The sequence below is a fragment of the Pelagibacterium sediminicola genome (genome assembly GCF_003390885.1).
Taxonomy (GTDB): domain Bacteria; phylum Pseudomonadota; class Alphaproteobacteria; order Rhizobiales; family Devosiaceae; genus Pelagibacterium; species Pelagibacterium sediminicola.
The window spans coordinates 54,340-81,311 of sequence record NZ_QMEL01000003.1; the positions used below are offsets into that span (position 1 = coordinate 54,340).

The following is a 26,972-nucleotide window of genomic DNA, read 5'->3' on the forward strand; positions in this document are numbered from 1 at the left end:
GGGTTATGATGACACCGGTTATCGGGCTTGGTCACTTCCTGACCGTAGCCGCAATTGTGTTCACCATCGGGGTGTTCGGTATCTTCCTCAACAGGAAGAACATCATCATCATCCTGATGTCGGTCGAGTTGATCCTGCTCGCCGTGAACATCAATCTCGTCGCGTTTTCAGGCCATCTGGGCGATCTGGTGGGGCAGGTCTTCGCGCTGCTGATTCTGACGGTCGCGGCGGCCGAGGCGGCCATCGGGCTTGCGATCCTCGTGATCTTCTTCCGCAACCGCGGCTCGATCGCGGTTGACGATGTCAATATGATGAAGGGCTAGGACCGCATGATCCAGGCTATCGTTTTCCTGCCCCTGATCGGCGCGCTTGTTGCGGGCCTTGCGGGGCCCGTCATCGGACATCGCCCGGCTGAAATCGTCACGACGGTTCTGCTGATGGTTTCGGCGGTCTTTTCGTGGGTCGTCTTCTTGCCGTTCTTTCTTGGCGACGGACAGGCCTATACAGTTGAGGTGATGCGCTGGATCGAGGTCGGTGATCTCGATTTGAGATGGATTTTGCGCGTCGATACGCTGACTGCGGTGATGCTGGTGGTGGTCAACACCGTGTCCTCGCTCGTCCATCTCTATTCCATCGGCTACATGAACGAGGACCCGCACCGCGCGCGGTTCTTTGCCTACCTGTCCCTGTTCACCTTCGCCATGCTGATGCTGGTGACCGCCGACAATTTCGTCCAGATGTTCTTCGGCTGGGAAGGCGTGGGGCTGGCCTCATACCTGCTCATCGGGTTCTGGTATCAGAAGGAAAGCGCCCGGGCCGCCGCCATGAAGGCGTTCGTCGTCAACCGGGTGGGCGATTTCGGCTTCCTGCTGGGCATTCTCGCCACGTTCCTGATGCTCGGCACGCTGGGGTTCGACGAAACCTTTGCGGCACTGCCCGGCATCGAGGGCGCCACCCTATGGTTCCTGGGCGTGGATTTCGATGCGATCACCGTCATCTGCCTGCTGCTCTTCATGGGCGCGATGGGCAAGTCCGCGCAGTTCCTGCTGCACACCTGGCTTCCCGACGCCATGGAAGGCCCGACGCCGGTTTCCGCGCTGATCCACGCCGCAACCATGGTGACCGCTGGTGTCTTCATGGTCGCGCGGCTTTCGCCCATGTTCGAGATGAGCGAGACCGCAACGCTGGTCGTCATCTATATCGGGGCGATCACCGCCTTTTTCGCCGCCACGGTCGGTCTGGTCCAGAACGACATCAAGCGCGTGATCGCCTATTCGACCTGTTCCCAGCTCGGCTACATGTTCGTAGGTCTCGGGGTAGGGGCTTATTCGGCGGGCGTGTTCCACCTTTTCACCCACGCCTTTTTCAAGGCGCTCCTGTTCCTTGGCGCGGGCTCGGTCATTCACGCCATGCACCACGAGCAGGACATGCGCAACATGGGCGGGCTTAGGAACAAGATCCCTTTCACCTACTGGATGATGATCATCGGGACGCTCGCGCTGACCGGCGTCGGCATCCCCGGCACCATGTTCGGCTTTGCAGGCTTTTTCTCCAAGGATGCGATCATCGAGGCAGCTTATGCCTTTGGCGGTAATGTCGGCTCGCTCGCCTTCTGGCTGCTGGTTTTCGCCGCGCTGATGACGAGTTTCTACTCTTGGCGGCTGATCCACCTGACCTTCCACGGCAGCCCGCGCGATCCTTCCCACGGTGAGACGGGGCACCACCAGCACGGCAGCGCCTACGACAACGCCCATGAAAGCCCGCCCGTCATGCTGGTTCCGCTCTTTGTGCTTGCCATCGGCGCGGTGCTGTCGGGCGCGATCTTTTATGACGCCTTCTTCGGCCACGCTGAGCATGTGGACCATTTCTTCCAGGGCTCGCTGGCCGTGGACGCGGCGATCATCGATGCCGCCCACAATGTCCCCACATGGGTCAAGTGGTCCGCAACGTTTGCCATGCTGATCGGCTTTGCGCTGGCCTGGTACATGTACATCCGCAACCCGGACGCCCCGAGGGAGTTGGCCCGCGAACATCGCGGTCTCTACCAGTTCCTCCTGAACAAGTGGTATTTCGACGAACTCTACGACCGCATCTTCGTGCGCCCGGCCCGCTGGCTCGGCACCGCGCTCTGGAAGGGCTTTGACGACTGGCTGGTCGACCAGACGATCGTTGAGGGCCTTGGCCGCCGGGTCAAGGATGTCACCGCGCAGGTCGTCCGGCTTCAGTCCGGCTACCTCTATCACTATGCCTTCGCCATGATTATCGGCATCGCTGCGCTCATCACCTGGGCCATCGCCGCCGGGGGACTTCTGGGATGAACCTCGATAACACCATCCTGACCATCGTCACCTTTCTGCCGCTGGTCGGGGCTCTTCTCATTCTGCTGACTCCCGGACGCGACGGGGGCTCGATCCGCGCTGTCAAATGGATCGCGCTCGTAACGACGCTGGCAACCTTTGCCGTGTCGTTGCAGATATGGGCTATGTTCGATCCGTCCGACACGGGTTTCCAGTTCGTGGTCAACCACGCATGGCTCGGCAACGTCATCGGCTATCGCGTCGGCGTCGACGGCATTTCGATCCTGTTCGTCGTGCTCACCGCCCTCCTGATGCCCATGTGCATCCTTGCGAGCTGGGACTCGATCACGCACCGCCAGCGCGAATACATGCTGCTGTTCCTCGTGCTTGAGACGCTGATGATCGGCGTGTTCACCACGCTCGACCTGGCGATGTTCTATGTCTTCTTCGAGGGCAGCCTGATCCCGATGTTCCTGATCATCGGCATCTGGGGCGGCGCGCGGCGCATCCAGGCGAGCTACAAGTTCTTTTTTTATACGTTCACCGGTTCGGTGCTGATGCTGCTCGCCATCATGGCCATGTACTGGTTCGGCGGAACGCTCGATATTTCGCGCCTGCTGCGCGTGGAGTTCCCGCCCGAGATGCAGTTCTGGCTCTGGCTGGCCTTCTTTGCCTCGCTCGCGGTCAAGATGCCCATGTGGCCGTTGCACCGCTGGCTGCCGGAAGCGCACGTCGAGGCGCCGACCGCCGGGTCTGTCATCCTGGCCGCGATCCTTCTCAAGCTGGGTGGTTACGGCTTCCTGCGCTTCTCGCTGCCCATGTTCCCCGACGCCTCGGCGTATTTCGCCAACTTCATCTTCTTTCTTTCGGTCGCCGCCATCATCATCACCTCGCTGGTGGCTTTCGTTCAGACCGATATCAAGAAGCTGATCGCCTATTCCTCGGTCGCTCATATGGGTTTTGTGACCATGGGCATCTTTTCGGGCAACATCTATGGCGTGCAGGGCGCGATCTTCCAGATGATCTCGCACGGCATCGTTTCCGGCGCGCTGTTCCTGTCGATCGGCGTCATCTATGACCGGATGCACACTCGCGACATCGAAGCCTATGGCGGCCTTGTCGAGCGCATGCCCAAATACGCCCTGGCCTTCATGGTGTTCACCATGGCCAATGTCGGCCTGCCGGGCACATCCGGGTTTGTAGGCGAGTTCCTCACGATGCTTGCGATCTTCCAGGTCAACACCTGGTTCGCCATCTTTGCGGCGACCGGTGTGATCCTGTCGGCGTGCTATGGGCTTTGGCTCTACCGCAAGATCATCTGGGGCGCGCTGACAAAGGAAAGTCTCAAGGGCATCCTCGATCTCAACGCCCGCGAGGTGATGACGCTTCTTCCGCTGGCAGTCCTGACGATCATCTTCGGCTTTTATCCTGCCCCCATCCTCGATACGACCTATGCGGCGTCCGCCGCGCTGGTCGAACACTACATGAATGCAAGCGGGCTGGCTGAGCTTGCCGCCCAGGCTGGCGCGCTGGCCCCCGTCGATCAGGCCGTCTCGGCCGCGACGGGCCACTAGGAGGTGATGATGATGTCCGAATTTTCCGGTTTCGCCTCCCTGGCTCCGGCCTGGCCCGAAATGCTGCTCGCGGCAGGCGCTCTGGCGCTGCTGATGGTCGGCGTCTTCGCCCGCAACGAAGCCTCGCGCTTCGTCACCATTCTGGCCATTGGCCTGTTGGCCGTTGCCGGGGCCATGGTCCTTTTCTCGACCCAGGGCGCGATATTCTCGAACGGCTTCATAAACGATGAGTTCGCGCGCTTCATGAAGGCGTTCGTCATTGCGGGTTCGATCCTCGCGCTGGTCCTCACCGTCTCGACCGCCGAAGACAAGGGGCTTAACAAGTTCGAGTATCCCGTCCTCGTCGTCCTCTCGACGCTGGGCATGATGATGATGGTCTCGGCAAACGATCTGATGAGCCTTTATGTCGGCCTCGAACTGCAGTCGCTGGCACTCTATGTCGTCGCCGCCTTCCGCCGGGAAAACGCCAGGGCCGCCGAAGCGGGGCTCAAATATTTCGTGCTTGGCGCGCTCTCCTCGGGCCTGCTGCTTTACGGGGCATCGCTGGTCTACGGCTTTACCGGCCACACCCAGCTCGACCGTATCGCCGAGGCCGTCGCCATGGGCGAGCGCAATGTCGGGGTGATCTTCGGCCTTGTGTTCCTGCTCGCAGGCATCGCCTTCAAGATCTCCGCCGTGCCCTTCCACATGTGGACGCCGGACGTTTATGAGGGCGCGCCGATGCCGGTCACCGCCTTCTTTGCCTCCGCACCCAAGGTCGCCGCCGTCGCGCTGCTCATCCGCGTCGTCTTCGATGCTTTCGAGCCCATCGCGCGCGACTGGCAACAGGTCGTCATCTTCCTGTCCATCGCCTCGATGGTGCTGGCGAGCTTTGCGGCGATCGGGCAGAACAACCTCAAGCGCCTCCTGGCCTATTCCTCGATCGGTCATGTCGGCTTTGCGCTGGTGGGCCTGTCGGCGGGCAATCTCACGGGGGTCGAGGGCGTCGCGATCTACATGGCGATTTATCTCACCATGACCATCGGCACCTTCGCCTGCATTCTCGCGCTCCGGAACGCCGATGGCTATGCAGAGTCCATCGACGATCTGGCCGGGCTGTCGCAGAACCGGCCGTTCGTTGCCGGCATGCTGGCCGTGTTCATGTTCTCGCTGGTCGGCCTGCCGCCGCTCGCCGGGTTCTTTGCCAAGTGGTATGTGTTCCTCGCGGCCATCGAGGCCCAGCTTTTCGTCCTTGCCGTCATCGGCATGCTGGCGAGCGCGGTGAGCGCGTTCTACTATCTGCGTATCGTCAAGGTCATGTATTTCGACGAGCCTACCCGGGACTACGCCGTCCCGGCCATCGAGATACGGGCCGTCGTTGCGCTGACCGGCTTTCTGATCGTTACCTATTATTTTACGGTCGGCGCACCCTTGGCCGAATACGCCCACAACGCGGCGGGCAGCCTGTTCTGAAGACGGGTGTAAGCCTCATGAGGCCCGCGTTCCCTTCTTTCGCTTCTCCGGCGAAAGCCGGAGTCCATGCTTCAGCCGTCCACGATGGTGGATGGTTTTATAGTGGGTCCCGGCTTTCGCCGGGACAGCGGAGGGAGCAGACTGGACGACTCCAAATAATACCCGGAAGTTCCTAGCGTGCCCGCTTTTCCGCTTCCACAATCGGCAGTCGACGCTGGCTACAGGGTTCTGGGCTTCGATTCCATCGGCTCGACCAACGCCGAAGCCATGGAGGCTGTCACGCGCGGGGACAGCGGCAAGGTCTGGTACGCCGCACTCCAGCAGACCGAGGGGCGTGGACGGCGGGGCAGGGTGTGGGAAAGCCCATACGGCAATCTTGCCGCCAGCCTGATGATCGTCCCCAACGCCGATGCGAATGCGCTCGGCTCGCTGGGTTTTGTGGCGGGGGTTGCGCTCAATGCCGCGCTTCAGCGCATCCTGCCGTCGGCGAATCTTCACACCGGCCTTGACGGCGCCGACGCTGCACCCGGCGAGTCCGTAAAGCGCATTGCGCTCAAATGGCCCAATGACGTACTGGCCGAAGGCCAGAAACTGGCCGGCATCCTGCTTGAAGCCTTGAAGCGTCCCGATGGGCGGACCGCGATCGTCATCGGCTTCGGGGTCAATGTCGTCGCCGCGCCGGAAGGTTTGCCCTATCCGGCCGCGTCCCTGCGCCAGTTCGGTTCGTCCGCCAATGCGGAAACCGTCTTCGAGGCACTGGCCGAAAGCTGGGTAGAGGCTTATACCCTTTGGAACGACGGAATCGGGTTGCCCGCTATCCTCGCCCGCTGGCGCGATAACGCTGCCGGCATCGGAGCGGAAGTCGCGGTGCAGCGCAACAAAGACGTCCTGCGGGGCGTCTTTGAAACGATTGATGATGCGGGCAGGCTGATTGTCCGCGACAATGAAGGGCACCGCACCGCGATCACGGCGGGCGATGTCCATTTCGGCACCACGGCGACGCTGCGCCAGTAGCGTTCGCCTTTCAGCAAACAGATGATGCCGGCGCGGGCGATCCCGCTGGCCAACAGGATCATGGCATGGCGAAAAAGAAATCGACCGGCGACGAGCTTGTCTTTGTGCCGCTGGGCGGCGTGGGTGAGATCGGGCGTAACATGGGGCTATACGGCTTCGGCCCCGCCGATGACCGCAAATGGCTGGTCGTCGACTGCGGGGTGAGCTTTGGCGGCCCGGAAACGCCGGGTGTCGAACTGGTCATGCCCGACCCCACCTTCATCGAGGAAGAGGCCGACAATGTGGTGGGGCTCGTGCTGACCCACGCCCATGAGGATCACTACGGCGCGGTTCTCGATCTCTGGCCGGGTTTCGACAAGCCCGTTTTCGCCACGCCCTTTGCCGCCGCCATGCTGCGCGCCAAGCGCATTTCCAACGCCATCGAAGACGACGTGGACGTCGAGATCTTTGCGCCCAACGTCCCGTTTCACGCCGGGCCCTTCACGATCGAAGCCATCGGCATGGCCCACTCGATCCCGGAAAGCTGCGCCCTGCTGATCGAAACGCCCGCCGGGCGCGTCCTTCACACCGGCGACTGGAAGATCGATCCGTCGCCGGTGGGAACGCCCGCCACCGATATCGAGCGCCTGCGCGCTCTGGGCGATGAAGGCAAGCCGCTTGCGCTGGTTTGCGATTCGACCAACGCCATGAAGGAGGGTATCAGCCCTTCCGAAACCGAGGTGGGCATTCACCTGGAACGCCTGATCGCTACCGCCAAGCATCGCGTCGCGGTGACGATCTTTGCCTCCAATCTTGGCCGCATGATCTCGATCGCGCGCGCCGCCGCCAAGGCCGACCGGCAGGTGGTCGCGGCGGGCAGGGCGGTTCATCGTGTCGCCGGGATCGCGCGCGAGTTGGGCCTGATGGAAGGCATTCCCGATTTTCTCGATCAGGACGCCTATGGCTATCTTCCGCGTGAAAAGGTCGTCCTCCTCGCCACCGGAAGCCAGGGCGAAGCGCGGGCGGCCATGGCACGGATCGCTTCGGGCAACCATCCCGTCGTCGACCTTTCCCCCGGCGACATGGCGATTTTTTCCTCCTGGGCCATTCCGGGCAACGAGAAGGCCGTCCTCGACATCCAGAACCAGCTTATCGACCGTGGCGTCGAGGTCGTCACATCGCGCGACGAGATGATCCACGTGTCCGGCCACCCGCGCCGCAACGAACTGGCCCAGCTCTACGAATGGACGAAGCCCAGCATGCTCATCCCCGTGCACGGCGAGGCGATGCACCTCGAGGCCCATGCCAAATTCGGGCGCGAACACGGTATCGGCACCGTCTTCTCGATCCGCAACGGCGACATGGTGCGCATGTTCCCCCAGCCCGCGCACTTTCCCCGCGAAGTGCCGACCGGCATTCTCTATCTCGATGGTAACATCTTGTGCACGCCCGAGGAAAGCGGCGTGCGCGATCGCCGCCGTCTCTCTTTCGGGGGACTCGTGGTCGTTTCCCTTGCGGTCAACGGCAAGGGGCAGATCGTCTCAGGGCCCGTATTCGATCTCGACGGATTGCCCGAAGTCGAGGACGATGACTATACGCTTTCCGAAGTCGTCCGTTCGGCTGCCACCGGCACGATCAGGAGTTTTCCGGAAAAGCGGCGCACCGATACGGGGCGTTTCGCCGAGGCGATCCGCCGCGCGGTGCGCTCCGAGGTCAATGCCGTCTGGGGGCGCAAGCCAATCGTCAAGGTCATGGTACACAAGGTCTGATGCAGCTTTTTACCTATATCGCGATCTATTTCATCGTCTGGTGGGTCTGCCTGTTCGTCACCCTTCCGTTCGGCGTGCGCGGTCAGCACGAGGACGGAGAGGTGACCGACGGCACTGAACCGGGCGCGCCGGTCAACACCTATATGGGCCGCAAGATGCTTGCCACCACAGTGCTCGCTGCGATCGTGACGACACTGATCTTCTGGGTGTTGGCCAATCCGGACCTGCAGGCCTATTGGAGCCGCTGACCGCGGAGGCATGCAAGCCCTGATGCCGTTGCGCGGCTCCGTTGCTGTCCCGGCGAAAGCCGGGATCCACAGCCAAGAGCCGCAAGCCCTGATGCAGAACAAAAAAAAGCAGGGACAAAGCCCTGCAAATAAACAAGTTTCGCGACAATCCACTGGTCTTATGCGCGCAAACCTGGGCGGCCAGTGCTCCTCCCTTGACGTTGTCGGCGTCAGGCGGTCGTAACTCCACCTTTCGTTTTATAGACGCGGACCCTATCAAGGAGCTTTTAGTCTGCCAAGCGAAATTTGTGGTCTTTTGTCACACCCGTGCACAAAAAATGACACCGTCATAACCGTGTCCTTGCCCTTGCCAGAAACAAGTGCTTTGCGCTTGATTGCACGGCCCTTTATGAACCACTGAGTCGAGACTGGAAAACCGGAGTTTCCATGCGCCTTTCGAGATATTTCCTGCCCGTCCTCAAGGAGACCCCGAAGGAGGCCGAAATCGTGTCGCACCGGCTCATGCTGCGCGCTGGGATGATCTCTCAGCAGGGCGCGGGCATGTATGCCTGGCTGCCGCTCGGCTACAAGGTGCTGCGCAAGGTGCAGGACATCATCGAGCAGGAGCAGAACCGCTCCGGGGCCATCGAATTGCTCATGCCCACGCTCCAGTCCGCCGATCTCTGGCGCGAGAGCGGGCGCTATGAGGATTACGGCAAGGAAATGCTCCGTATGCAAGACCGGCACGAGCGCGACATGCTCTACGGGCCGACCAATGAGGAGATGATCACCTCGATCTTCCGGTCCTACGTGCAATCCTACAAGGACCTGCCGCTCAACCTCTATCATATCCAGTGGAAGTTCCGCGACGAGATCCGCCCGCGCTTCGGCACCATGCGCAGCCGCGAATTTCTGATGAAGGACGCCTATTCCTTCGATCTGTCCAAGGACGATGCGGTGAGGGCCTATAACCGCATGTTCGTGGCTTATCTGCGTACCTTCCACCGCATGGGAATGACCGCTATTCCGATGCGCGCGGAAACCGGTCCCATCGGGGGCGATCTCAGCCACGAGTTCATCGTCTTGGCCGAAACCGGCGAAAGCGCCGTCTTCTGCCATGCCGACATGCTCGGCAAGACCATTCCCGGCCCCGACACCGATTTCCTCGGCGATCTCACCCCCATCGTCTCGGACTGGACCTCGCTTTATGCCGCGACCGAGGACATGCACGACGATACCGAGTTCACCGCCAAGGTCCCCGAGGACAAGCGCATCGCGGCGCGCGGCATCGAGGTCGGGCAGGTCTTTTATTTCGGCACCAAATATTCAGGGCCCATGGGTGCGCAGGTTCAAGGGCCGGACGGCAAGCCCGTAACGGTCCATATGGGCTCCTACGGCATCGGGCTGACCCGTATCGTGCCCGCCATCATCGAGGCGAGCCACGACGAGAACGGCGTCATCTGGCCCGTTTCGGTGGCGCCCTTCGAGGCCGTGGTCATCAATGCCAAGTCGGGCGACGCCGAATGCGACGCGGCGAGCACCAAGCTTTACGACCAGCTCCGCGCCGCGGGGATTGATGCGCTTTATGACGATCGCCAGACCGGGGCAGGGGGCAAGTTTGCGACCGCCGACCTCATCGGCATCCCCTACCAGCTCATCGCGGGCCCGCGCGGGCTTGCCGCCGGGGAGGTGGAAATCAAACACCGCAAAACGGGCGAGCGCGAAACCATCTCCATCGACCAGGCCGTGACCCGCCTCAAAACGCTGATCGAACCGGCGCGCAGGGACACGGTTTGACCGCCCCCGCACCCGCCCGGCTCGACAGGGGCACCGGACCGTTCTCGCGCTTCGAGCGCATGGTCGCGGGCCGCTATCTGCGCGCGCGGCGCAGGGACACGTTCATTTCGGTCATCTCGGCGCTGACCATGATCGGGATCGCGCTGGGCGTTGCAACGCTCATCGTCGTGATGAGCGTGATGAACGGCTTTCGCGACGAGCTCCTGAACAAGATCCTCGGCCTCAACGGCCATTTCACCGCCTTTCCCATCGAGGAGGTCTTCCACGATTACGAAGCGGTCAAGGACCGGATTGAAGAGGTGCCGGGCGTGGTGGGTGCCGTAGCGTTCGTCGAAGGGCAGGCGCTGGCCACCGGACCATACAATTCCGCCGGTGTCGCGGTGCGCGGCATGACCTATGAAGACATCTCCAAGCTGCCGCTTTTGAACCAGAGCGCCATCCTTGGCGGCTGGGAGGACTGGGACGATCTCGAAGGCGTCGCGATCGGCACGCGCATGGCCACCCAGCTCGGCGTTGGGCTGGGGGATGCCATCACTATCGTCAGCCCGCGCGGCATCCAGACCCCTTTCGGCTCGACCCCGCAGATACGGTCCTATCCGGTCAATGCGATCTTCGAGGTCGGCATGGTGGAGTTCGACAGCTTTTTCGTCTTCATGCCGATCCGGCCCGCGCAGGAATATTTCCGGCTCTATACCGATCGCTTGCGCGACGGGGCCGAGCAGCCGGACATCATGGCGACCGATGAGGAGATCGATGCTGCCTACGAGCGCGTCTATAACGCGACGGCAATCGAGGTCTTCCTCGCCAATCCTGACGCCACCAGCGCCATCCGCACCGATCTTGAGATCGCCGCCGGGCGGCCGATGTTGTTCACCGACTGGCAGCGCCGCAACGAGACGTTCTTTTCCGCCCTTCAGGTCGAGCGGGTCGTGATGTTCGTCATCTTGTCGATGATCGTGCTGGTCGCCGCGTTCAACATCATTTCGAGCCTCGTGATGCTGGTCAAGGACAAGGCCGCAGACATTGCCATCCTGCGCACCATGGGCGCAACGCGGGCCTCTATCATGCGCATATTCTGCATGACCGGCACGGCCATCGGCTTTATCGGCACCATCGTGGGTTTTCTTTTGGGGCTGGTTCTGGCCATAAACGCAGAATCCATCCGCGCCTGGATCTCGGATCTGCTCGGCATCGCGCTCTTCCCCCCCGAAGTCTTCATGCTTTCGGTGCTGCCGTCACGTGTCGACGCGGTCGAGGTGAGCGTGGTCCTCATCATGGCGCTGGGCCTGTCGTTCCTTGCCACGCTCTATCCCGCCTGGCGCGCCGCGCAATACGACCCCGTGGAGGCGCTGCGCTATGAGTGACATCCTGCTCGAGCTAAAAGATGTTCGCCAGAGCTATGGCGACGGCGAAGGCGCGGTGCACGTTCTCAAGGGCGCGGACCTTTCCATCTCCAAGGGAGAACTGGTTGCGCTCGTTGCGCCGTCCGGGGCGGGCAAATCGACGCTTCTCCATATCTGCGGCCTGCTCGAACGTCCGCGCGATGGCGAGGTCTCGATCCTCGGCCAATCGACCGCCAACCTCTCGGACCGCCAGCGCACGCTGATGCGCCGTCATGCGATCGGCTATGTCTATCAGTTTCATCACCTGCTGCCTGAATTCAGCGCCGCTGAGAACATCGCCATGCCCCGGCTCATCGCGGGCAGATCCATACGCGAAGCCAATGAGCGGAGCCGGGCGCTGCTCGACATCATGGGGATCGCCCATCGCGCCGAGCACCGGCCGGCCGAGCTGTCCGGCGGCGAGCAGCAGCGCGTCGCCATCGCCCGTGCCGCCGCCAACACGCCAAGCCTGATCCTTGCCGACGAACCCACCGGCAATCTCGATCCCGCAACGAGCGACAAGGTTTTCGCGGCCCTCTCGCAGCTGATCCATGAACAGAAGGCCGGCTGCATCATCGCCACCCACAACCATGACCTCGCCCGCAAGGCCGACAGGATCGTGACGATCGCAGACGGCATCATCACCTCCGCGACCCTCTGAGGCCGGAGGCCGTTCTTGGTTCCGGAGTCATCGGTCCGCCACGTTGTCGGCGACATAGGCGCCGCGTTTGCCGATGGGGCGGGCGGGGCCGATGGTGGTGTCGATGGAGGTCTGGAGTTCGATCTCGGCGTTCAACGTTGCGCCCAGAACGAAAATGAGCGCCGAGATATAGAGCCAGAACAGCAATACGACGGTGGCCGCAATCGACCCGAAGGTGGCCTCGAACTCGCCGAAATATTCGACGTAGAGGGAAAAGAGCAGGCTCGCGATGAGCCATAGCACCGAGGCGAGCGTCGCGCCGGGCCATATCCAGCGCAGCCTTGCCGCGCGGCGGTTCACCGTGAACCGGTAGAGCAGGGCGAAGGCCATGACTGAAAGAGCCAGCAGCACCGGCCAGCGCAGCAGCAGCGCGAGCTGTTCGCTGGTGCCCGGGATAGGCGATAAGCGCGTGATGATCGGGATGGCGGCGATGAGCCCGAGCGCGATGATCATGAACAGGGCGCCCAGAACCGTCACGGCAAAGGACAGGAGAACCGAGGTCACGAACTTGCGCTCAGTCCTTTCATGGTAGGCGACCGAGGCGGCGTGGATCAGCGCATCCACCCCGCGCGAACCGCTCCACAGCGCAACGACGATCGACATGGCAAGCCCGATCCCCAGACCCGACGGGGGCTGGCTCATCACGGAGTCGAGCTGGTTGAGGATCAGTGAAAATGACATTTCGGGCATGAAGGCCGAAAGGCGGGCCAACTCACCCCGCAGGACGTCATGATCGCCCAAAATCCCCACCATCAGCACCACGATGGCAATGGCGGGGAAAATCGAGAGGAACCCGAAGAATGCAACCCCCGCGCAGCGCAGCGAGGTGTCCTTGTCCGACATGGAGCGGATGGTGCGGCCGATGATGGCTTTCCATCCCCTCCACCCGATTGCAACCGGTTTATGCGCGGTGAATTCCTCGGCCGCCATCGCGGTCAGCCTGCGCTCAATATGCGTTCGATCTGGTCAACGGGGTGGTTCGTCAGGGTCTTGGGGACTTCACCGATCACCCGGTCGGTGACAATCGGATGGAGTTCCTTGCGCAACTCACCAAGGATGCGGGGCGCGGCGCACAAGACGATCTGGCTGTAACGCTTGTCGGTCGCATAGCGGTAGAGCAGTTCGGCGGCATCCTTGGCAAAGCGCTCCTCAGCGAGCCGGTGCCAGTCGGTCTGCTCGATGGCGCTCTTATGCCCCGGACCGGGATCGTTCAGGCGGCCCGGCCGCGAGGTGCCCTGGTCACGGGTTGCCGGGTTTTCCTGCGCCATTTCGCGCACGACCCGGAAATCGGGGGTGTTCCGCGTTCCCTTGTTCTCGAAGAACAGGGCCTTTTCCCCGTCTGCGACGAGTACCCAAACCTTGTTATCGACCCGGAAATCCATGTCCTGCATGAGACGTCTCCATGTTCCATACGCATTGAGAACTCATTGTCCGCCGCCGATGTTCCGGGACGGATCAGTCGGTGGAGAAATCGGCGTATTTTCCAAGGTACGAAAGAAGGAGCGGAATGACCACCAGCGCCGTCACACCGAGAATGACCGGAGAGAACCCCACATGCTCGGCAGCAAATCCGATGAACGAAGGAGCGAGCAGGATGCCCGAATAGCCCGTCACGGTCACGATCGAGAGCCCGATGCCCGGAGGGATGCCAGGGAGGTTGCCCGCCGCCGAAAAGGCGATGGGCACCATGTTGGAAATGCCAATGCCGGCGAAGGCAAAACCCGCGATGGCCAGGTCCGCCGTGGGTGCCATGGCGCCGAGCGACATGCCGATCATTGCGATTACGGCGCAGATGCGCAGGGTGGTGACCGCCCCGAGGCGATTGCGGATATGGTCGCCCAGAAAACGCATGATGGCCATGGTGCCCGAGAACGCGGCATAGCCGAGCGCGGCCAGTTCGATGGTGGCATCCAGTTCCTTTTGCAGGAAATGAGCCGACCAGTCGAGCACAACCCCTTCGGGGAGCATGCAGAACAGCGCCATGATGCCCACGAGATAGGGCAGGGGCGAACGCGGCAGCGCGAGGGGCGTCTGGGCGCGCGTGGCGGCGGTCGTGTTGTCACGCACGATCCAGGGCAGGACGAGCAGGATGCCGATGGTCGCGACGATAGTGAAGGCGATGGCGTGCCCGACCTCGCCCAGCGTGCCGATCAGCAAGCCGCCGGTAGCGGCGCCGATCAGCCCACCCAGGCTCCAGAACCCGTGACAGGACGACATGATGGCCTTGCCCATGGCCTTTTCGACCGCGACGGCGTTGGCGTTCATGGCCACGTCCATGCCGCCGACGAAACCGCCGAACAGCACAACGACTATGGCGACCATCCATAACTCGGGCAGAACCGTGATGATGAGCAGGATGGGTAGGACGATGACCGAAACGACCCGCAGCACCGGTGCGGAGCCATATCTGGCCGTCAGCGCGCCGATCACCGGCATCATGGTGACCGAGCCGATCCCGAAGGCGAGGATCAGCAGTCCCATGACGGTCTCGCCGATTTCAAGCCGGTTCATCAGAAGCGGGATTTTTGGTGCCCAGTTTCCGATCAGGAAACCGTTGACGAGGAACAGGATGGAAACCGCGACGCGGTCGGTCCTCAGACCGAAAGGAAGGCGAGCGGACATGACGGATGGGGCAGTGCCGGACATGGGGAGGAAAGACTCAGGGAAGAGGGAAAACCGGCCAAGATAAACAGCGCCCAAACGTTTTGGGCAAGAGTGATCGTGCCTATATGGAGACATGGCGAATAATTCGGTGGAATCTGTGCCCCTATTGCGTCACAGCGCCCGCATAAACTGGTGTTTGCGGGCGGAATCGCATACACCCTCATCCAAGTATAAATAATACAGAACGAGCATCGTGACAGACACGCCTGAAAACGACGCCGGCGGGATCGGCCCGACCGATATAACCCCGATCTCCATTACCGACGAAATGCGCAAATCCTATCTCGATTACGCCATGAGCGTGATCGTGAGCCGCGCGCTGCCCGACGTACGCGACGGGCTCAAGCCCGTGCACCGGCGCATCCTCTTTTCGATGCACGAGCAGGGCTACGAGCACAACAAGCCCTACCGCAAATCGGCACGCGTCGTCGGCGACGTGATCGGTAAATACCACCCGCACGGCGATGCGGCGGTCTATATGTCTCTGGTTCGCATGGCGCAGAATTTCTCCATGCGCGTCACGCTGATCGACGGGCAGGGCAATTTCGGTTCGGTCGACGGCGATATGCCCGCCGCCATGCGGTATACTGAAGTGCGCATGGAAAAGGTCACGAACACGCTGCTCGATGACCTCGACAAGGATACGGTCGATTTCCGCGACAACTACGACAACACTGAATTCGAACCCTCGGTACTGCCCGCCCGGTTTCCCAACCTTCTGGTCAACGGCGGCGGCGGTATCGCCGTTGGTATGGCGACCAACATCCCCAGCCACAATCTGGGCGAGGTGATCGACGCAACGCTCGCCGTGATGGACAATGCCGACATCACCGTCGACGATCTCATGGAGATCATGCCGGGCCCAGATTTCCCCACGGCGGGTATAATCATCGGGAAATCCGGCATCCGCTCGGCTTATGAAACGGGCCGGGGCTCGGTTCTGATGCGCGGACGCGTCACCATCGAGGAGGTGCGCAAGGAACGCGAGGCGTTGATCGTTCACGAGATACCCTATCAGGTGAACAAGGCGACGATGATCGAAAAGATCGCCGAGATGGTGCGCGACAAGCGTATCGAGGGCATCGCGGACATCCGTGACGAATCCGACCGGCAGGGCATGCGGGTGGTGATTGAACTGAAACGCGACGCGGTTGCCGACGTCGTTCTCAATCAGCTTTACCGCTTCTCGATGTTGCAGACTTCGTTCGGCTGCAATTTCGTCGCGCTCAATGGCGGCAAGCCCGAGCTGATGTCCTTGAAGCGCATCCTCGAAGCGTTCCTCATTTTCCGTGAGGAGGTGGTGACGCGGCGGGCACGCTTCCTGCTCAACAAGGCCCGCGACCGCGCGCATGTGCTGGTCGGCCTTCTGGTTGCCGTCAACAATGTGGACGAGGTGATCCGGCTGATCCGTTCCTCGCCCGATCCCGCGACGGCACGCGAAAAGCTGCTCGACCGCGACTGGCCGGCGGCGGATGTGGCCGACCTCATCGCGCTGATCGACGATCCGCGGCATACGGTGAACGCGGACGGCACGTTCAGGCTTTCGGACGAGCAGGCTCGCGCCATCCTTGCGCTTACCCTGTCGCGGCTGACGGCGCTCGGCCGCAACGAGATCGGGGACGAACTCAATGGGCTCGGCGGGCAGATCGCGGACTACCTCGACATCCTGCGCAGCCGCGAGCGCGTGCTGGACATCATCCGCACCGAACTCGAGGAAGTAAAAGCGCAGTACGCGACGCCCCGCATGACGCAGATCGACGAGTTCGCGGGCGACCTCGACGACGAGGATCTGATCGCGCGCGAGGATATGGTCGTCACCGTCTCCCACGCCGGTTACATCAAGCGCGTTCCGCTTTCGACCTATCGCGCGCAGCGCCGGGGCGGCAAGGGGCGTTCGGGCATGGCGACGCGGGACGAGGATTTCGTCGCGCGGCTATTCGTTGCCAATACGCATACGCCGGTGCTGTTCTTTTCCTCGCGCGGCATCGTCTACAAGCTCAAGGTCTGGCGCCTGCCGGTCGCCGCGCCCAATGCGCGCGGCAAGGCGCTCATCAACATGCTCCCGCTCGAGGAGGGCGAGCGCATCACCTCGATCATGCCGTTGCCCGAGGACGAGGATACCTGGGACAGCCTCGACGTGGTCTTTGCCACCCGTGGCGGCAATGTCCGGCGCAACAAGCTCTCCGATTTCGTCGAGGTCCGCCAGAACGGCAAGATCGCCATGAAGCTCGACGAAGGCGACGGCATCGTGGGCGTCGAGACGGCGCGGGACGATGACGACGTGCTGCTGGCAACGTCCGGGGGGCGGGCCATCCGGTTCGAGATCGACAATGTGCGCGTCTTCAAGGGCCGGGATTCCACCGGGGTGCGCGGCGTGTCGCTGGGCGAGGGCGAGGAGGTCATTTCCCTTTCGATCCTGCGTCACTTCGATGCAACGCCGGGCGAGCGCAACAGTTTCCTCAAGCTTTACGGCGCCAACCGGCGCGCTGCGACGGGCGATGAGCCCGATACCGAAACCGTTATCACCGACGATGGCGAGGGCGAAGCCGATGAGGCCGCGCTTTCGGTCGAGCGTTATGCCGAAATGGACGCCGCCCAGCAGTTCATCCTGACGATCAGCGAAAAGGGCTTCGGCAAGATGTCCTCGTCCTACGACTTCCGCACCTCCAATCGCGGCGGCAAGGGGATACAGGCGACCGACCTCTCCAAGATCGGTGAGATCGGCAGCCTCGTCGCGGCCTTCCCGGTGGAGGAAATGGATGAGTTGATGCTGGTTTCGGACGGGGGACAATTGATCCGCGTTCCGGTCGAGGGCATCCGCTTCACGAGCCGCGCATCCAAGGGCGTGCGGGTTTTCCACACGGCCGAAGACGAAAAAGTCGTCTCGGTCGAGCGAATCACCGAGCCTGAGAACGGCGAAGACGAGTTGGACGGCGAAGAAGGCGAGCCGCCCGCCGACGAATAAGCCATGTGACCTCCTGCCCGCCGGCAGGGGGGCACGGCCGCGTCAATTTCCGGAGATCGTCCGATGCCCGATGCCGCCTCTCTCGTCGCATTCGTGACGGCTGCGTTCTTTATCGCCGTGGTGCCGGGCCCGACCGTCACGGTGATCATCGCCAGCGCGCTTTCGCGCGGAACGCTGGCCGGGCTGGCCATCATTCTTGGTACGCAGATCGGGCTCATCACCATGATCCTCGTGGTCGCGTTCGGGCTCGAGGCGGTGATGAGCTTCATGGGCTGGGCGTTCGATATCATCAAGCTGGCCGGGGCAGCCTATCTCGTTTGGCTCGGTTTCAAGATGCTGCGTTCGCACGGCGAGATCGAGCAGATGGAGGCCGAAAAGCACCGATCCTTGCGCGGTTATGTCGCGCAGGGGTTCTTCGTCATCTGGGCCAACCCCAAGGCTTTGCTGTTCTTTGGGGCCTTCCTGCCGCAATTCGTGGTGGGTTCGGGTGCGGCCCTGCCGCAGATCGTGCTGCTGGGCGTGTTGTTCATGATCGTCACCACATTGAGCGATTCCGTTTATGCCGTTCTCGCCGGACGCGCGCGGCACTGGATCACGGCGGCACGGGTGAGGCTGGTCAGCCGCGTATCCGGCGCGATGCTCATCGGCGGCGGTATCTGGCTTGCACTCGCGCGGCGGGCATGACAAAACCGCTGCCATGACACAGCGCATCGGATTCTACCCCGGCTCGTTCGACCCCGTGACCAACGGGCATATCGATGTGATCGAACGGGCCTGCAAGCTGGTGGACAAGCTGATCGTCGCCATCGGCGTCCATGCAGCCAAGTCGCCCTATCTGTCAGCCGAAGCTCGCAGGCAATTGCTCGGAGAGGTCGCCGCGCCGATCGCGCAGCGCCACGGCGTTGCTGTTGAAATCACGGAGTTCGACGGGCTCATGGTGCAGGCAGCCCAACGGCTCGGTGCGACCATCGTCATCCGGGGGCTGCGCGACACGACCGACTACAATTATGAAATGCAGATGGTAGGCATGAACGCCCAGATGGCGCCTGAGGTGCAGACGGTGTTCGTCCCCTCGAGCCCCTATGTTCGGCATATCTCAGCGACGCTGGTGCGCCAGATCGCCGAGATGGGCGGGGACGTGACCCCGTTCGTTCCACGTACCGTTCTCAAAGCGTTGGGGAAATAATGTCTGCGAACGCTCCAGGGCAGACCAGCCGCAAGATCGGCGTGCTGGTCCTCGCTTTCGTCGCGCTGTTCGGGGTCATGGCCGCCTTGCCCCACACCCCGTGGCGTGTGGAAGCGCCGGGGCCGGTGGTGTCCGGCATTCCGGCGGATGCGCCGGTTGCAACGCTGACGCTTGCCACTGGGGAAGTCGAGATCGCGCTGCGGCGCGATCTTGCCCCCAGGCACGTCGAGCGCATCATCGAACTGGCCAATTCGGGCTTTTACGACGGGATCGTCTTCCATCGCGTCATCCCCGGTTTCATGGCCCAGACCGGCGATCCGCAGGGGACGGGAATGGGCGGTTCGGACCTGCCGGACCTTGAAGCCGAGTTCACCAATACCAACTTTACCCGCGGCACGGTGGGCATGGCCCGTTCGGCGAATCCCGATTCCGCCAATTCGCAATTCTTCATCGTCACCGCGGATTCGCCCCATCTCAACGGGCAATACACGCTCTTTGGCAACGTCATCTCCGGCATGGATCATATCGATGCCATCAAGCAGGGTGACGTGCGGAGCAATGGCACGGTCCAGAACCCGGATGCCATGATCTCGCTGCGCATTGCCCAACCGGAATAACCAGAACAAGGAAAGCCTCATGGCCGACATCAAGGACCCGGAAAACACGATCGTCATGGAAACGAGCAAGGGAACGGTCGTCATCGAACTGCGTCCCGACATTGCTCCCAACCATGCCGCGCGCATCAAGGAACTGGCGCGGGAGAATTTTTATGACGGGATCGTCTTTCACCGCGTAATCGAGGATTTCATGGCGCAGGTGGGGTGCCCCAAGGGCAATGGCACGGGTGGATCGGACAAGCCCGATCTTGCCGCCGAATTCTCTACCGAAAAGCATGTGCGCGGCACGGTTTCGGCCGCCCGCTCGGCCAATCCCAATTCGGCCAACTCCCAGTTCTTCATCTGCTTTACCGACGCGCCCTGGCTCAACGGCCAGTATTCGGTATTCGGCAAGGTGATCGAGGGCATGGACGTGATTGACCAGCTCGAACGCGGCGAACCGGTCCGCAACCCCGACAAGATCATCACCATGCGCGTTGCGGCGGACGTGGCGTAGGGCCTATCTATCCCACTATTGTCACCCCGGGATTTATTCCCGGGGGCCAGAGAAGGCTTCGCCCAGAACTCCGGGCTTACGGCGGGATCGCGCTGGGTTCCGGGAATAAATCCCGGAATGACAATGGAGGGGTGGCGGGTCATTATAAACCCCATGAAGGTCGATCTGTTCGATTTCGATTTGCCCGAGGACCGGATCGCGCTGTATCCGGTGAACCCGCGTGACAGCGCCAGGATGCTCGTGGTCGGCCCGGATGGCGTACTTTCAGATCGGGTCGTCACCGATCTCGCCGAAATTCTCCGTCCCAATGATGTTCTGGTCGTCAACGACACGCGAGTCATTCCCGCTGAACTCTGGGGCGCGCGGCATCGAGGGGAGCATGTTGCCCATGTCTCGTTCAACCTCCACAAGCGAGTGAACGGGAACATGTGGCTGGCGTTTGCGCGGCCGGCGAAGCGGCTGAGGCCCGGCGACCGGGTGCATTTTGGCGAGACCTCCGAAGTCTGCATGCTCGATGAGCTGTCTGCGACGGTAAAAGCGGTCGAGGACGGGCAGGTGACGCTGGCGTTCGATTTTTCCGATGCCGTGCTGGACGAGGCGATCAAGGCGCGCGGGGCGATGCCGCTGCCGCCCTATATCGGATTGAAGCGCGATATCGAGGAGCGGGACAAGGCCGATTACCAGACCGTTTATGCAAAGCACGACGGCGCGGTCGCGGCGCCCACGGCGGGGCTGCATTTTACGCCCGAATTGCTGGAGCGGCTGGAGGCCAGCGGCGTCGCCATCGAACGGGTAACGCTCCACGTTGGGGCGGGGACGTTCCTGCCGATGAAGGCGGACGATACCGACGACCACAAGATGCACGCTGAGTGGGGCGAGGTTTCCGCCGAAACGGTTGCGCGCATCGTTGCGGCCAGGGCCAGCGGCGGCCGGGTGATCGCGGTCGGCACGACCAGCCTGCGACTGCTTGAAAGCGCGGCGCGGGCGAACGGTGAACTCCAGCCCTTCACCGGGGAAACCGATATTTTCATTACACCCGGCTTCCGCTTCCGCGTCGTCGACGTGCTGATGACCAATTTTCACCTGCCGCGTTCGACGCTCTTCATGCTGGTTTCGGCCTTTTCCGGCTTGGAGACCATGCGCAAAGCCTATAAGCACGCCATCGACAACCAATACCGCTTTTACTCCTATGGCGACTCCTCGCTGCTGTTCCGGGCCGGGTGATGACTGACCATTTCAGCTTTACGCTTTTAAAGACCGACAGCATGGCCCGCCGGGGGCGGATCGATACGCCGCGCGGCGACATCCGCACGCCCGCTTTCATGCCGGTGGGCACGGCCGGAACGGTCAAGGCGCTCTATCCCGAACAGGTGCGCGAAACGGGCGCCGATGTTCTCTTGGGCAACACCTATCACCTGATGCTGCGTCCCGGCGCGGAGCGCGTTGCCCGGCTCGGGGGGTTGCATGATTTCATGGACTGGCAGCGCCCGATCCTCACCGATTCCGGCGGGTTTCAGGTGATGAGTCTCGCCAAGCTGCGCAAGCTCGATGAAAACGGGGTGACCTTCAGATCCCACATCGACGGGTCGAGCCACGACCTTACGCCCGAACGCTCGATCGAGATCCAGAAGTTACTCGATTCCGACATCATCATGCAGCTTGATGAATGCGTGGGGCTTCCTGCCGGGTATGAGGAACTGGAGCGGGCGATGGAACTCTCCATCCGCTGGGCGGAGCGCTCCAAAAAGGCGTTCGATGATGCCAGGGGCAGGGCGTTGTTCGGGATCGTCCAAGGGGGGGATAATCCCGAATTGCGTGCACGTTCGGCAAGGGGGCTCACCGATATCGGCTTTCACGGTTATTCTGTGGGCGGGCTGGCGGTCGGCGAGCCGCAGGACGTGATGTTCAAGGTGATCGAGGAGATAACGCCCCAGCTTCCCACAGACAAGCCGCGCTATCTGATGGGGGTGGGCAAGCCCGACGATCTGCTCGGCGCGGTCGAGCGCGGCATCGACATGTTCGATTGCGTGCACCCCACCCGCGCCGGACGGCACGGGCATGCCTATACGCGGTTCGGCGTCGTCAATTTGAAGAACGCCCGCCACAAGGACGATCCGCGTCCGCTGGACGAGACCTCGCCCAACCCGACGGCGCGGCGTTTTTCGCGCGCTTATCTCCATCATCTGGTGCGCTGTGAGGAAATCCTGGGCGCAATGATCCTCTCCCAGATCAACCTTTCCTATTATCAGGAGTTGATGGAGGGCATGCGAAATGCGATTGAGAATACGACTTTCGCATCATACTGCGCAGCGATCCGTGAGGGATGGGCCCGAGGGGACCTGCCCGCGCTGGATTAAAGGATATTCCGATGTCCAACAAAGCCCGCAAGACAGAATTTTCCGAACTTTCCAGACATAAAAAGCGCATTTCGGGCACGACGATGCGCGAGATGTTCGCGGACGATCCGGCGCGCTTTTCGGCGTTCTCGGCGCGGTTTGGCGACATCCTGCTCGATTATTCCAAGAACCGGGTCGATGCCCCGGCGATGGACGCCCTGTTCGATCTGGCGCGGGTGGCCGGTGTCGAGGAAAAGCGCGACGCCATGTGGGCGGGCGAGGCAATAAATGTCACCGAGAACCGCGCCGTGCTGCATATGGCTCTGCGCCATTTTGGGGACGATCCCGTTATGGTCGACGGCACGGACGTCATGCCGGGCGTGCGGGACGTACTGGACCGTATCCGCCGGTTTTCCGATGCGATCCGCAATGGCGAAATCCGAGGGAGCAGGGGCGATCAGTTCACCGATATCGTCAATATCGGCATCGGCGGTTCCGATCTCGGGCCGGCGATGGTGACGCTGGCGCTCGAACCCTATATGCGGCCCGACCTGCGCGCCCATTACGTTTCCAATGTGGATGGCGCGCATATTTCCGATACGCTCAAGGGGCTCGATCCGGCACGAACGCTGTTCATCGTCGCCTCCAAGACTTTTACCACCGACGAAACCATGACCAATGCCCATTCGGCGCGCCAGTGGGTGGCCGGGGCGTTGGGGGAAGAAGCGGTCAACTCGCATTTTACTGCGGTTTCGACCAACATCGAAGGATGCCAGAGTTTCGGCATCAGCGAGGACCGGATCTTCGGGTTCTGGGACTGGGTCGGCGGGCGCTATTCGGTGTGGTCGGCGATCGGGCTTCCGGTGGCCATTGCCGTGGGCTACTCCAATTTCGAGGCTTTCCTGCGCGGGGCAGGGGAAATGGACGCTCATTTCCGCACCGCGCCGCTGGAAGAGAACCTGCCGGTCATCATGGCGTTGATCGGGGTGTGGTATCGCAATGTCTGGGGCTTTGCGTCCCATGCGGTGCTGCCCTACGACCAGCGGCTTTCGCGCTTTCCGGCCTATCTGCAACAGCAGGACATGGAATCGAACGGCAAATCGGTGACGCTCAACGGCAAGGCCGTGCCGTGGGATACGGGGCCGGTCATCTGGGGCGAGCCGGGCACCAACGGCCAGCACGCCTTTTACCAGTTGATCCATCAGGGCACGAGCGTCGTCCCTTGCGATTTCCTCCTCGCGGCGAACCCGCACGAAAACCTGCCGCCCCACCATGCAAAACTGGTGGCCAATTGTCTGGCGCAGTCCGAAGCCCTGATGCTGGGCAAGACCGAAGACGAGGTGCTGGCCGAACTCAAGGGCACCGGGCTGACCAAATCGCAGATCAAGGCGCTGGTGCCGCATAAGGTGTTCCCGGGCAACCGGCCCTCCAACACCATACTTTACAGCCAACTCGATCCAGCAACGCTGGGCAAGCTGGTGGCGCTCTATGAGCACAAGGTGTTCGTCCAGGGCGTGATCTGGAACATCAACTCCTTCGACCAGTGGGGGGTGGAACTGGGCAAGCAGCTTGCCAAGGCTCTGCTGCCCGAGGTCGAAGGACAGGCCGGGGGCAAGGAGCACGACAGTTCCACCGAGGGGCTGCTGGCGCATTTTCACGCATTGAAAGGCCGGACTTGACTGTCACCACCGAGGAAGAACTCGAACGCCTCAAGGCTATCGGTCGCATCTGCGCTATTGCCCGCGACGCCATGGCCGCTGCGCTCGAGCCGGGCATGACGACGCGCGAGCTCGACGATATCGGGCGCAAGGTGCTGGACGATAACGGCGCGCGCTCGGCGCCCGAGGTCACCTATGATTTCCCCGGCGCCACTTGTATTTCGGTCAACGAGGAAATCGCGCACGGCATTCCGGGCGACCGGGTGATCGCGGCGGGGGACCTCGTCAATATCGACGTTTCGGCCGAAAAGGACGGGCTTTTCGCCGATACCGGCGCCTCCTACATCGTGCCGCCCGGGACAAGGGAGATCGAAAAGCTCTGCCGGGACGGCAAGAAGGCCATGTGGGCCGGCATCCGCGCGGTGAAGGCAGGCGGCAATCTGGCCGATATCGGGCAGGCCATCGGCAAGTTCGCGGGCACCAACGGTTATACGCTGATCCGCAACCTTGCCAGCCATGGCATCGGCTACAGCCTGCATGACGAGCCGGGCGAGATTCCCACCTGGCCGGACCGTTCCGAACGTCGCCGCATCGCGGACGGACTGGTCTTCACCGTTGAGCCGTTCCTTTCGCTGGGCGGGAAGATGGCGCAGGAAAAGGCAATGGACGATCCCTGGACGCTGGTTGCCGTGCCTGCTGCACTATGCGTCCAGTATGAGCATACGGTGGTGGCGACGCGCCGGGGCGCGGTTGTCGTGACGCTGGCGGCTTAGGAAGGTCTTGATTGAACGAAAAAACGATTTTCGTTCAATTCGTTCAGTTATAAATTTGCGGGTTCCATGAATTTCGTCCTGTTTCGGTGGCCGGGCAACGTTTCAGGATAAGCGGGCTTGGCGGGACGGGGACAAGAAGGGAAGGGCGGAACAAGAGCTATTTCCAGCCGTTGATGAGGCAAGCCGCGAGCGGCGCAATCAACCAAGGAGACAGGCTCATGCCCACAGCATCCGGACATACCATCGCCATTCCCGCCTCGCGCGCGATCGGCACCGACGTTTACAATCTCGACGGGGAAAAGATCGGCAAGGTCGAGGACCTCATGCTGGACAAGACCGATAATACGATCATGTTCGCAGTCGTCGGGTTCGGCGGGTTTCTCGGCATGGGCGAGAAATTCCACCCGCTGCCCTGGGCGGCGCTCGACTATTCCAAGGATACGGGCGGGTATGTCGTGCCCTACTCGCGCGCGGAACTGGAAGCTGCCCCGGCGAACAGTATCAAGGACCTGACGCGCGACGATGGCTACAATGCCCGTCAGGAGGCGTACGACTATTACAAGGTCGAACCGTATTGGCACTGAGTGTTTCGGGTTTTGGCTGAATCGCCCTCACGCCCTTCGCTGCCCCGGCCTCGAGCCGGGGCCCATGTTGAAACAGCCGCGGGCGGCAGGGCAGGCACTCGTCCGCAATGTTTTTGTCGCTTAAGCCCTTCCTTCTGAACACGGGGTTGAATAGAAGACGTATCGACCTCCCGCCTCCAGCATGAAGGGCTTTTCAATGTCTGCAATCGTAGATGTCATCGGCCGTCAGATTTTCGACAGCCGCGGCAATCCAACCGTCGAAGTCGATGTCGTTCTCGATGACGGCAGCTTCGGCCGCGCCGCCGTGCCTTCGGGCGCTTCGACCGGTGCGCATGAGGCGGTTGAGCTTCGCGACGGCGGGCAGGCCTATATGGGTAAGGGCGTGCTCAATGCGGTCGAGAACGTCAACACCGCGATCGCGGCGGAAATCGAGGGCATGGACGCCCTCGACCAGATCGCCATCGACCGCGCCATGATCGACCTCGACGGCACCCACAACAAGGGCAAGCTGGGTGCCAACGCGATCCTGGGCGTTTCTCTTGCCGTCGCCAAGGCCGCTGCCGATTCCTCGGCGCTGCCGCTGTGGAAATATCTGGGCGGCCCCAACGCGCGCCTGCTGCCCGTGCCGATGATGAACATCATCAATGGCGGCGAGCACGCCGACAACCCCATCGACATCCAGGAATTCATGGTGATGCCGGTCGGCGCGGATTCGCTTTCCGACGCGGTGCGGATCGGCACGGAAATCTTCCATACGCTCAAGAAGGGGCTGGCTGCCGAGGGGCACAACACCAATGTGGGCGACGAGGGCGGCTTTGCCCCGAACCTCAATTCGACCGAGGATGCGCTGGGCTTCATCATGACGTCCATCGAAAAGGCCGGCTACAAGCCGGGCGAAGACGTCTACCTCGCGCTCGATTGCGCCTCGACGGAATTTTTCGCGGACGGCAAGTACAACCTCAAGGGCGAGGGCAGGGTACTCGGCCCGGACGAAATGGTGAAATATCTCGAGGACCTGACCGCGCGCTTCCCCATTATCTCGATCGAGGACGGCATGGCCGAAGACGACTGGGACGGCTGGAAGGCGCTGACCGAGACTATCGGGGATAAGGTGCAACTGGTGGGCGATGATCTTTTCGTTACCAACACCGAGCGGCTCTCCTCGGGCATCCGGATGGGCGTCGCCAACTCCATTCTCGTGAAGGTCAACCAGATCGGCTCGCTTTCCGAGACGCTGGAAGCCGTCGAGACGGCGCATAAGGCGTCCTATACATCGGTCATGTCGCACCGTTCGGGGGAGACCGAGGATTCGACCATCGCCGACCTCGCGGTCGCGCTCAATTGCGGGCAGATCAAGACCGGCTCGCTGGCGCGCTCTGACCGGTTGGCCAAGTACAACCAGCTCATCCGCATAGAGGAATATCTGGGGTCGTCCGGGCGGTATGCGGGACGCTCGATCCTGAGAGGATAAGAGGTACTTTCGGCCTCGCCACACCTCGTCG

The 26,972-nt window shown here is 62.0% G+C and carries 24 protein-coding genes; 21 read left to right on the plus strand and 3 right to left on the minus strand.

Annotation, left to right across the window (positions count from 1 at the left end; genetic code table 11):
- Positions 1-8: 8 nt before the first annotated feature.
- The 10 genes from nuoK (at position 9) to DQG18_RS06560 (ending at position 12,152) form a co-directional block, all read left to right on the plus strand.
- Complete coding sequence (gene nuoK / locus DQG18_RS06515; protein WP_116653768.1) at positions 9-323, plus strand: NADH-quinone oxidoreductase subunit NuoK; 315 nt, start codon at positions 9-11, stop codon at positions 321-323.
- Between the two features lie 6 nt (positions 324-329).
- Positions 330-2,318 (plus strand): NADH-quinone oxidoreductase subunit L, encoded by a 1,989-nt coding sequence (gene nuoL, locus DQG18_RS06520; RefSeq protein ID WP_116653449.1) that lies wholly within the window; start codon positions 330-332, stop codon positions 2,316-2,318.
- Positions 2,315-3,871, plus strand: coding sequence for an NADH-quinone oxidoreductase subunit M (locus DQG18_RS06525; RefSeq protein WP_116653450.1), 1,557 nt, complete (start codon positions 2,315-2,317; stop codon positions 3,869-3,871). Before nuoL ends, DQG18_RS06525 begins: the two co-directional genes overlap by 4 nt.
- A 12-nt stretch (positions 3,872-3,883) precedes the next feature.
- Entirely contained in the window at positions 3,884-5,323 is a 1,440-nt protein-coding gene (gene nuoN, locus DQG18_RS06530) for an NADH-quinone oxidoreductase subunit NuoN (protein ID WP_198669693.1), read from the plus strand.
- Positions 5,324-5,500: 177 nt separating this feature from the next.
- Entirely contained in the window at positions 5,501-6,337 is an 837-nt protein-coding gene (locus DQG18_RS06535; RefSeq protein WP_116653451.1) for a biotin--[acetyl-CoA-carboxylase] ligase, read from the plus strand.
- A gap of 65 nt (positions 6,338-6,402) precedes the next feature.
- Positions 6,403-8,085: a ribonuclease J gene (locus tag DQG18_RS06540; protein ID WP_116653452.1), complete on the plus strand. Its 1,683-nt coding sequence runs from the start codon at positions 6,403-6,405 to the stop codon at positions 8,083-8,085.
- Entirely contained in the window at positions 8,085-8,333 is a 249-nt protein-coding gene (locus DQG18_RS06545) for a DUF1467 family protein (RefSeq protein WP_116653453.1), read from the plus strand. The genes DQG18_RS06540 and DQG18_RS06545 overlap by 1 nt, the downstream gene beginning before the upstream one ends.
- Positions 8,334-8,759: 426 nt before the next feature.
- Positions 8,760-10,109: a proline--tRNA ligase gene (proS, locus tag DQG18_RS06550; protein ID WP_116653454.1), complete on the plus strand. Its 1,350-nt coding sequence runs from the start codon at positions 8,760-8,762 to the stop codon at positions 10,107-10,109.
- A gap of 59 nt (positions 10,110-10,168) precedes the next feature.
- Positions 10,169-11,473 carry an ABC transporter permease gene (locus DQG18_RS06555; protein WP_116653770.1) on the plus strand — a complete coding sequence of 435 codons (1,305 nt, stop codon included), beginning with the start codon at positions 10,169-10,171 and terminating at the stop codon, positions 11,471-11,473.
- A complete protein-coding gene (locus DQG18_RS06560) occupies positions 11,466-12,152 on the plus strand; it encodes an ABC transporter ATP-binding protein (protein WP_116653455.1) in 687 nt (228 codons plus the stop codon). Before DQG18_RS06555 ends, DQG18_RS06560 begins: the two co-directional genes overlap by 8 nt.
- 27 nt (positions 12,153-12,179) lie before the next feature.
- On the opposite strand, the gene DQG18_RS06565 is transcribed toward DQG18_RS06560, so the two are convergent.
- The 3 genes from DQG18_RS06565 to DQG18_RS06575 all read right to left on the minus strand — a co-directional run bounded on the left by DQG18_RS06565 (position 12,180) and on the right by DQG18_RS06575 (position 14,837).
- Positions 12,180-13,121: a YihY/virulence factor BrkB family protein gene (locus DQG18_RS06565; protein WP_116653456.1), complete on the minus strand. Its 942-nt coding sequence runs from the start codon at positions 13,119-13,121 to the stop codon at positions 12,180-12,182.
- A gap of 5 nt (positions 13,122-13,126) precedes the next feature.
- The gene (locus DQG18_RS06570) at positions 13,127-13,582 is read right to left on the minus strand and encodes a host attachment family protein (RefSeq protein ID WP_116653457.1); all 456 of its coding nucleotides are present in this window, start codon (positions 13,580-13,582) and stop codon (positions 13,127-13,129) included.
- Positions 13,583-13,646: 64 nt separating this feature from the next.
- Positions 13,647-14,837, minus strand: coding sequence for an MFS transporter (locus DQG18_RS06575; RefSeq protein WP_116653458.1), 1,191 nt, complete (start codon positions 14,835-14,837; stop codon positions 13,647-13,649).
- Between the two features lie 286 nt (positions 14,838-15,123).
- Between DQG18_RS06575 and gyrA the strand changes: the two genes are divergently transcribed.
- The 11 genes from gyrA (at position 15,124) to eno (ending at position 26,941) form a co-directional block, all read left to right on the plus strand.
- A complete protein-coding gene (gene gyrA / locus DQG18_RS06580) occupies positions 15,124-17,820 on the plus strand; it encodes a DNA gyrase subunit A (protein WP_116653771.1) in 2,697 nt (898 codons plus the stop codon).
- A gap of 63 nt (positions 17,821-17,883) precedes the next feature.
- Positions 17,884-18,504, plus strand: coding sequence for a LysE family translocator (locus DQG18_RS06585; RefSeq protein ID WP_116653459.1), 621 nt, complete (start codon positions 17,884-17,886; stop codon positions 18,502-18,504).
- 13 nt (positions 18,505-18,517) lie between these two features.
- Positions 18,518-19,006, plus strand: a complete 489-nt coding sequence (coaD, locus tag DQG18_RS06590; protein WP_116653772.1) for a pantetheine-phosphate adenylyltransferase — start codon at positions 18,518-18,520, stop codon at positions 19,004-19,006.
- Positions 19,006-19,623, plus strand: a complete 618-nt coding sequence (locus tag DQG18_RS06595) for a peptidylprolyl isomerase (RefSeq protein WP_116653460.1) — start codon at positions 19,006-19,008, stop codon at positions 19,621-19,623. Before coaD ends, DQG18_RS06595 begins: the two co-directional genes overlap by 1 nt.
- Before the next feature lie 19 nt (positions 19,624-19,642).
- Positions 19,643-20,119 (plus strand): peptidylprolyl isomerase, encoded by a 477-nt coding sequence (locus DQG18_RS06600; protein WP_116653461.1) that lies wholly within the window; start codon positions 19,643-19,645, stop codon positions 20,117-20,119.
- A 153-nt stretch (positions 20,120-20,272) separates the two neighbouring features.
- Positions 20,273-21,343, plus strand: coding sequence for a tRNA preQ1(34) S-adenosylmethionine ribosyltransferase-isomerase QueA (queA, locus tag DQG18_RS06605; protein ID WP_116653462.1), 1,071 nt, complete (start codon positions 20,273-20,275; stop codon positions 21,341-21,343).
- On the plus strand, positions 21,343-22,476 hold the full coding sequence (gene tgt, locus DQG18_RS06610) for a tRNA guanosine(34) transglycosylase Tgt (protein WP_116653463.1): 1,134 nt from the start codon (positions 21,343-21,345) through the stop codon (positions 22,474-22,476). Before queA ends, tgt begins: the two co-directional genes overlap by 1 nt.
- Before the next feature lie 11 nt (positions 22,477-22,487).
- Positions 22,488-24,134 (plus strand): glucose-6-phosphate isomerase, encoded by a 1,647-nt coding sequence (gene pgi, locus DQG18_RS06615; RefSeq protein WP_116653464.1) that lies wholly within the window; start codon positions 22,488-22,490, stop codon positions 24,132-24,134.
- Positions 24,131-24,886, plus strand: a complete 756-nt coding sequence (gene map / locus DQG18_RS06620) for a type I methionyl aminopeptidase (RefSeq protein WP_116653465.1) — start codon at positions 24,131-24,133, stop codon at positions 24,884-24,886. The genes pgi and map overlap by 4 nt, the downstream gene beginning before the upstream one ends.
- Before the next feature lie 218 nt (positions 24,887-25,104).
- A complete protein-coding gene (locus DQG18_RS06625; RefSeq protein ID WP_116653466.1) occupies positions 25,105-25,470 on the plus strand; it encodes a PRC-barrel domain-containing protein in 366 nt (121 codons plus the stop codon).
- Between the two features lie 196 nt (positions 25,471-25,666).
- Positions 25,667-26,941, plus strand: coding sequence for a phosphopyruvate hydratase (gene eno, locus DQG18_RS06630; protein WP_116653467.1), 1,275 nt, complete (start codon positions 25,667-25,669; stop codon positions 26,939-26,941).
- Positions 26,942-26,972 lie beyond the last annotated feature (31 nt).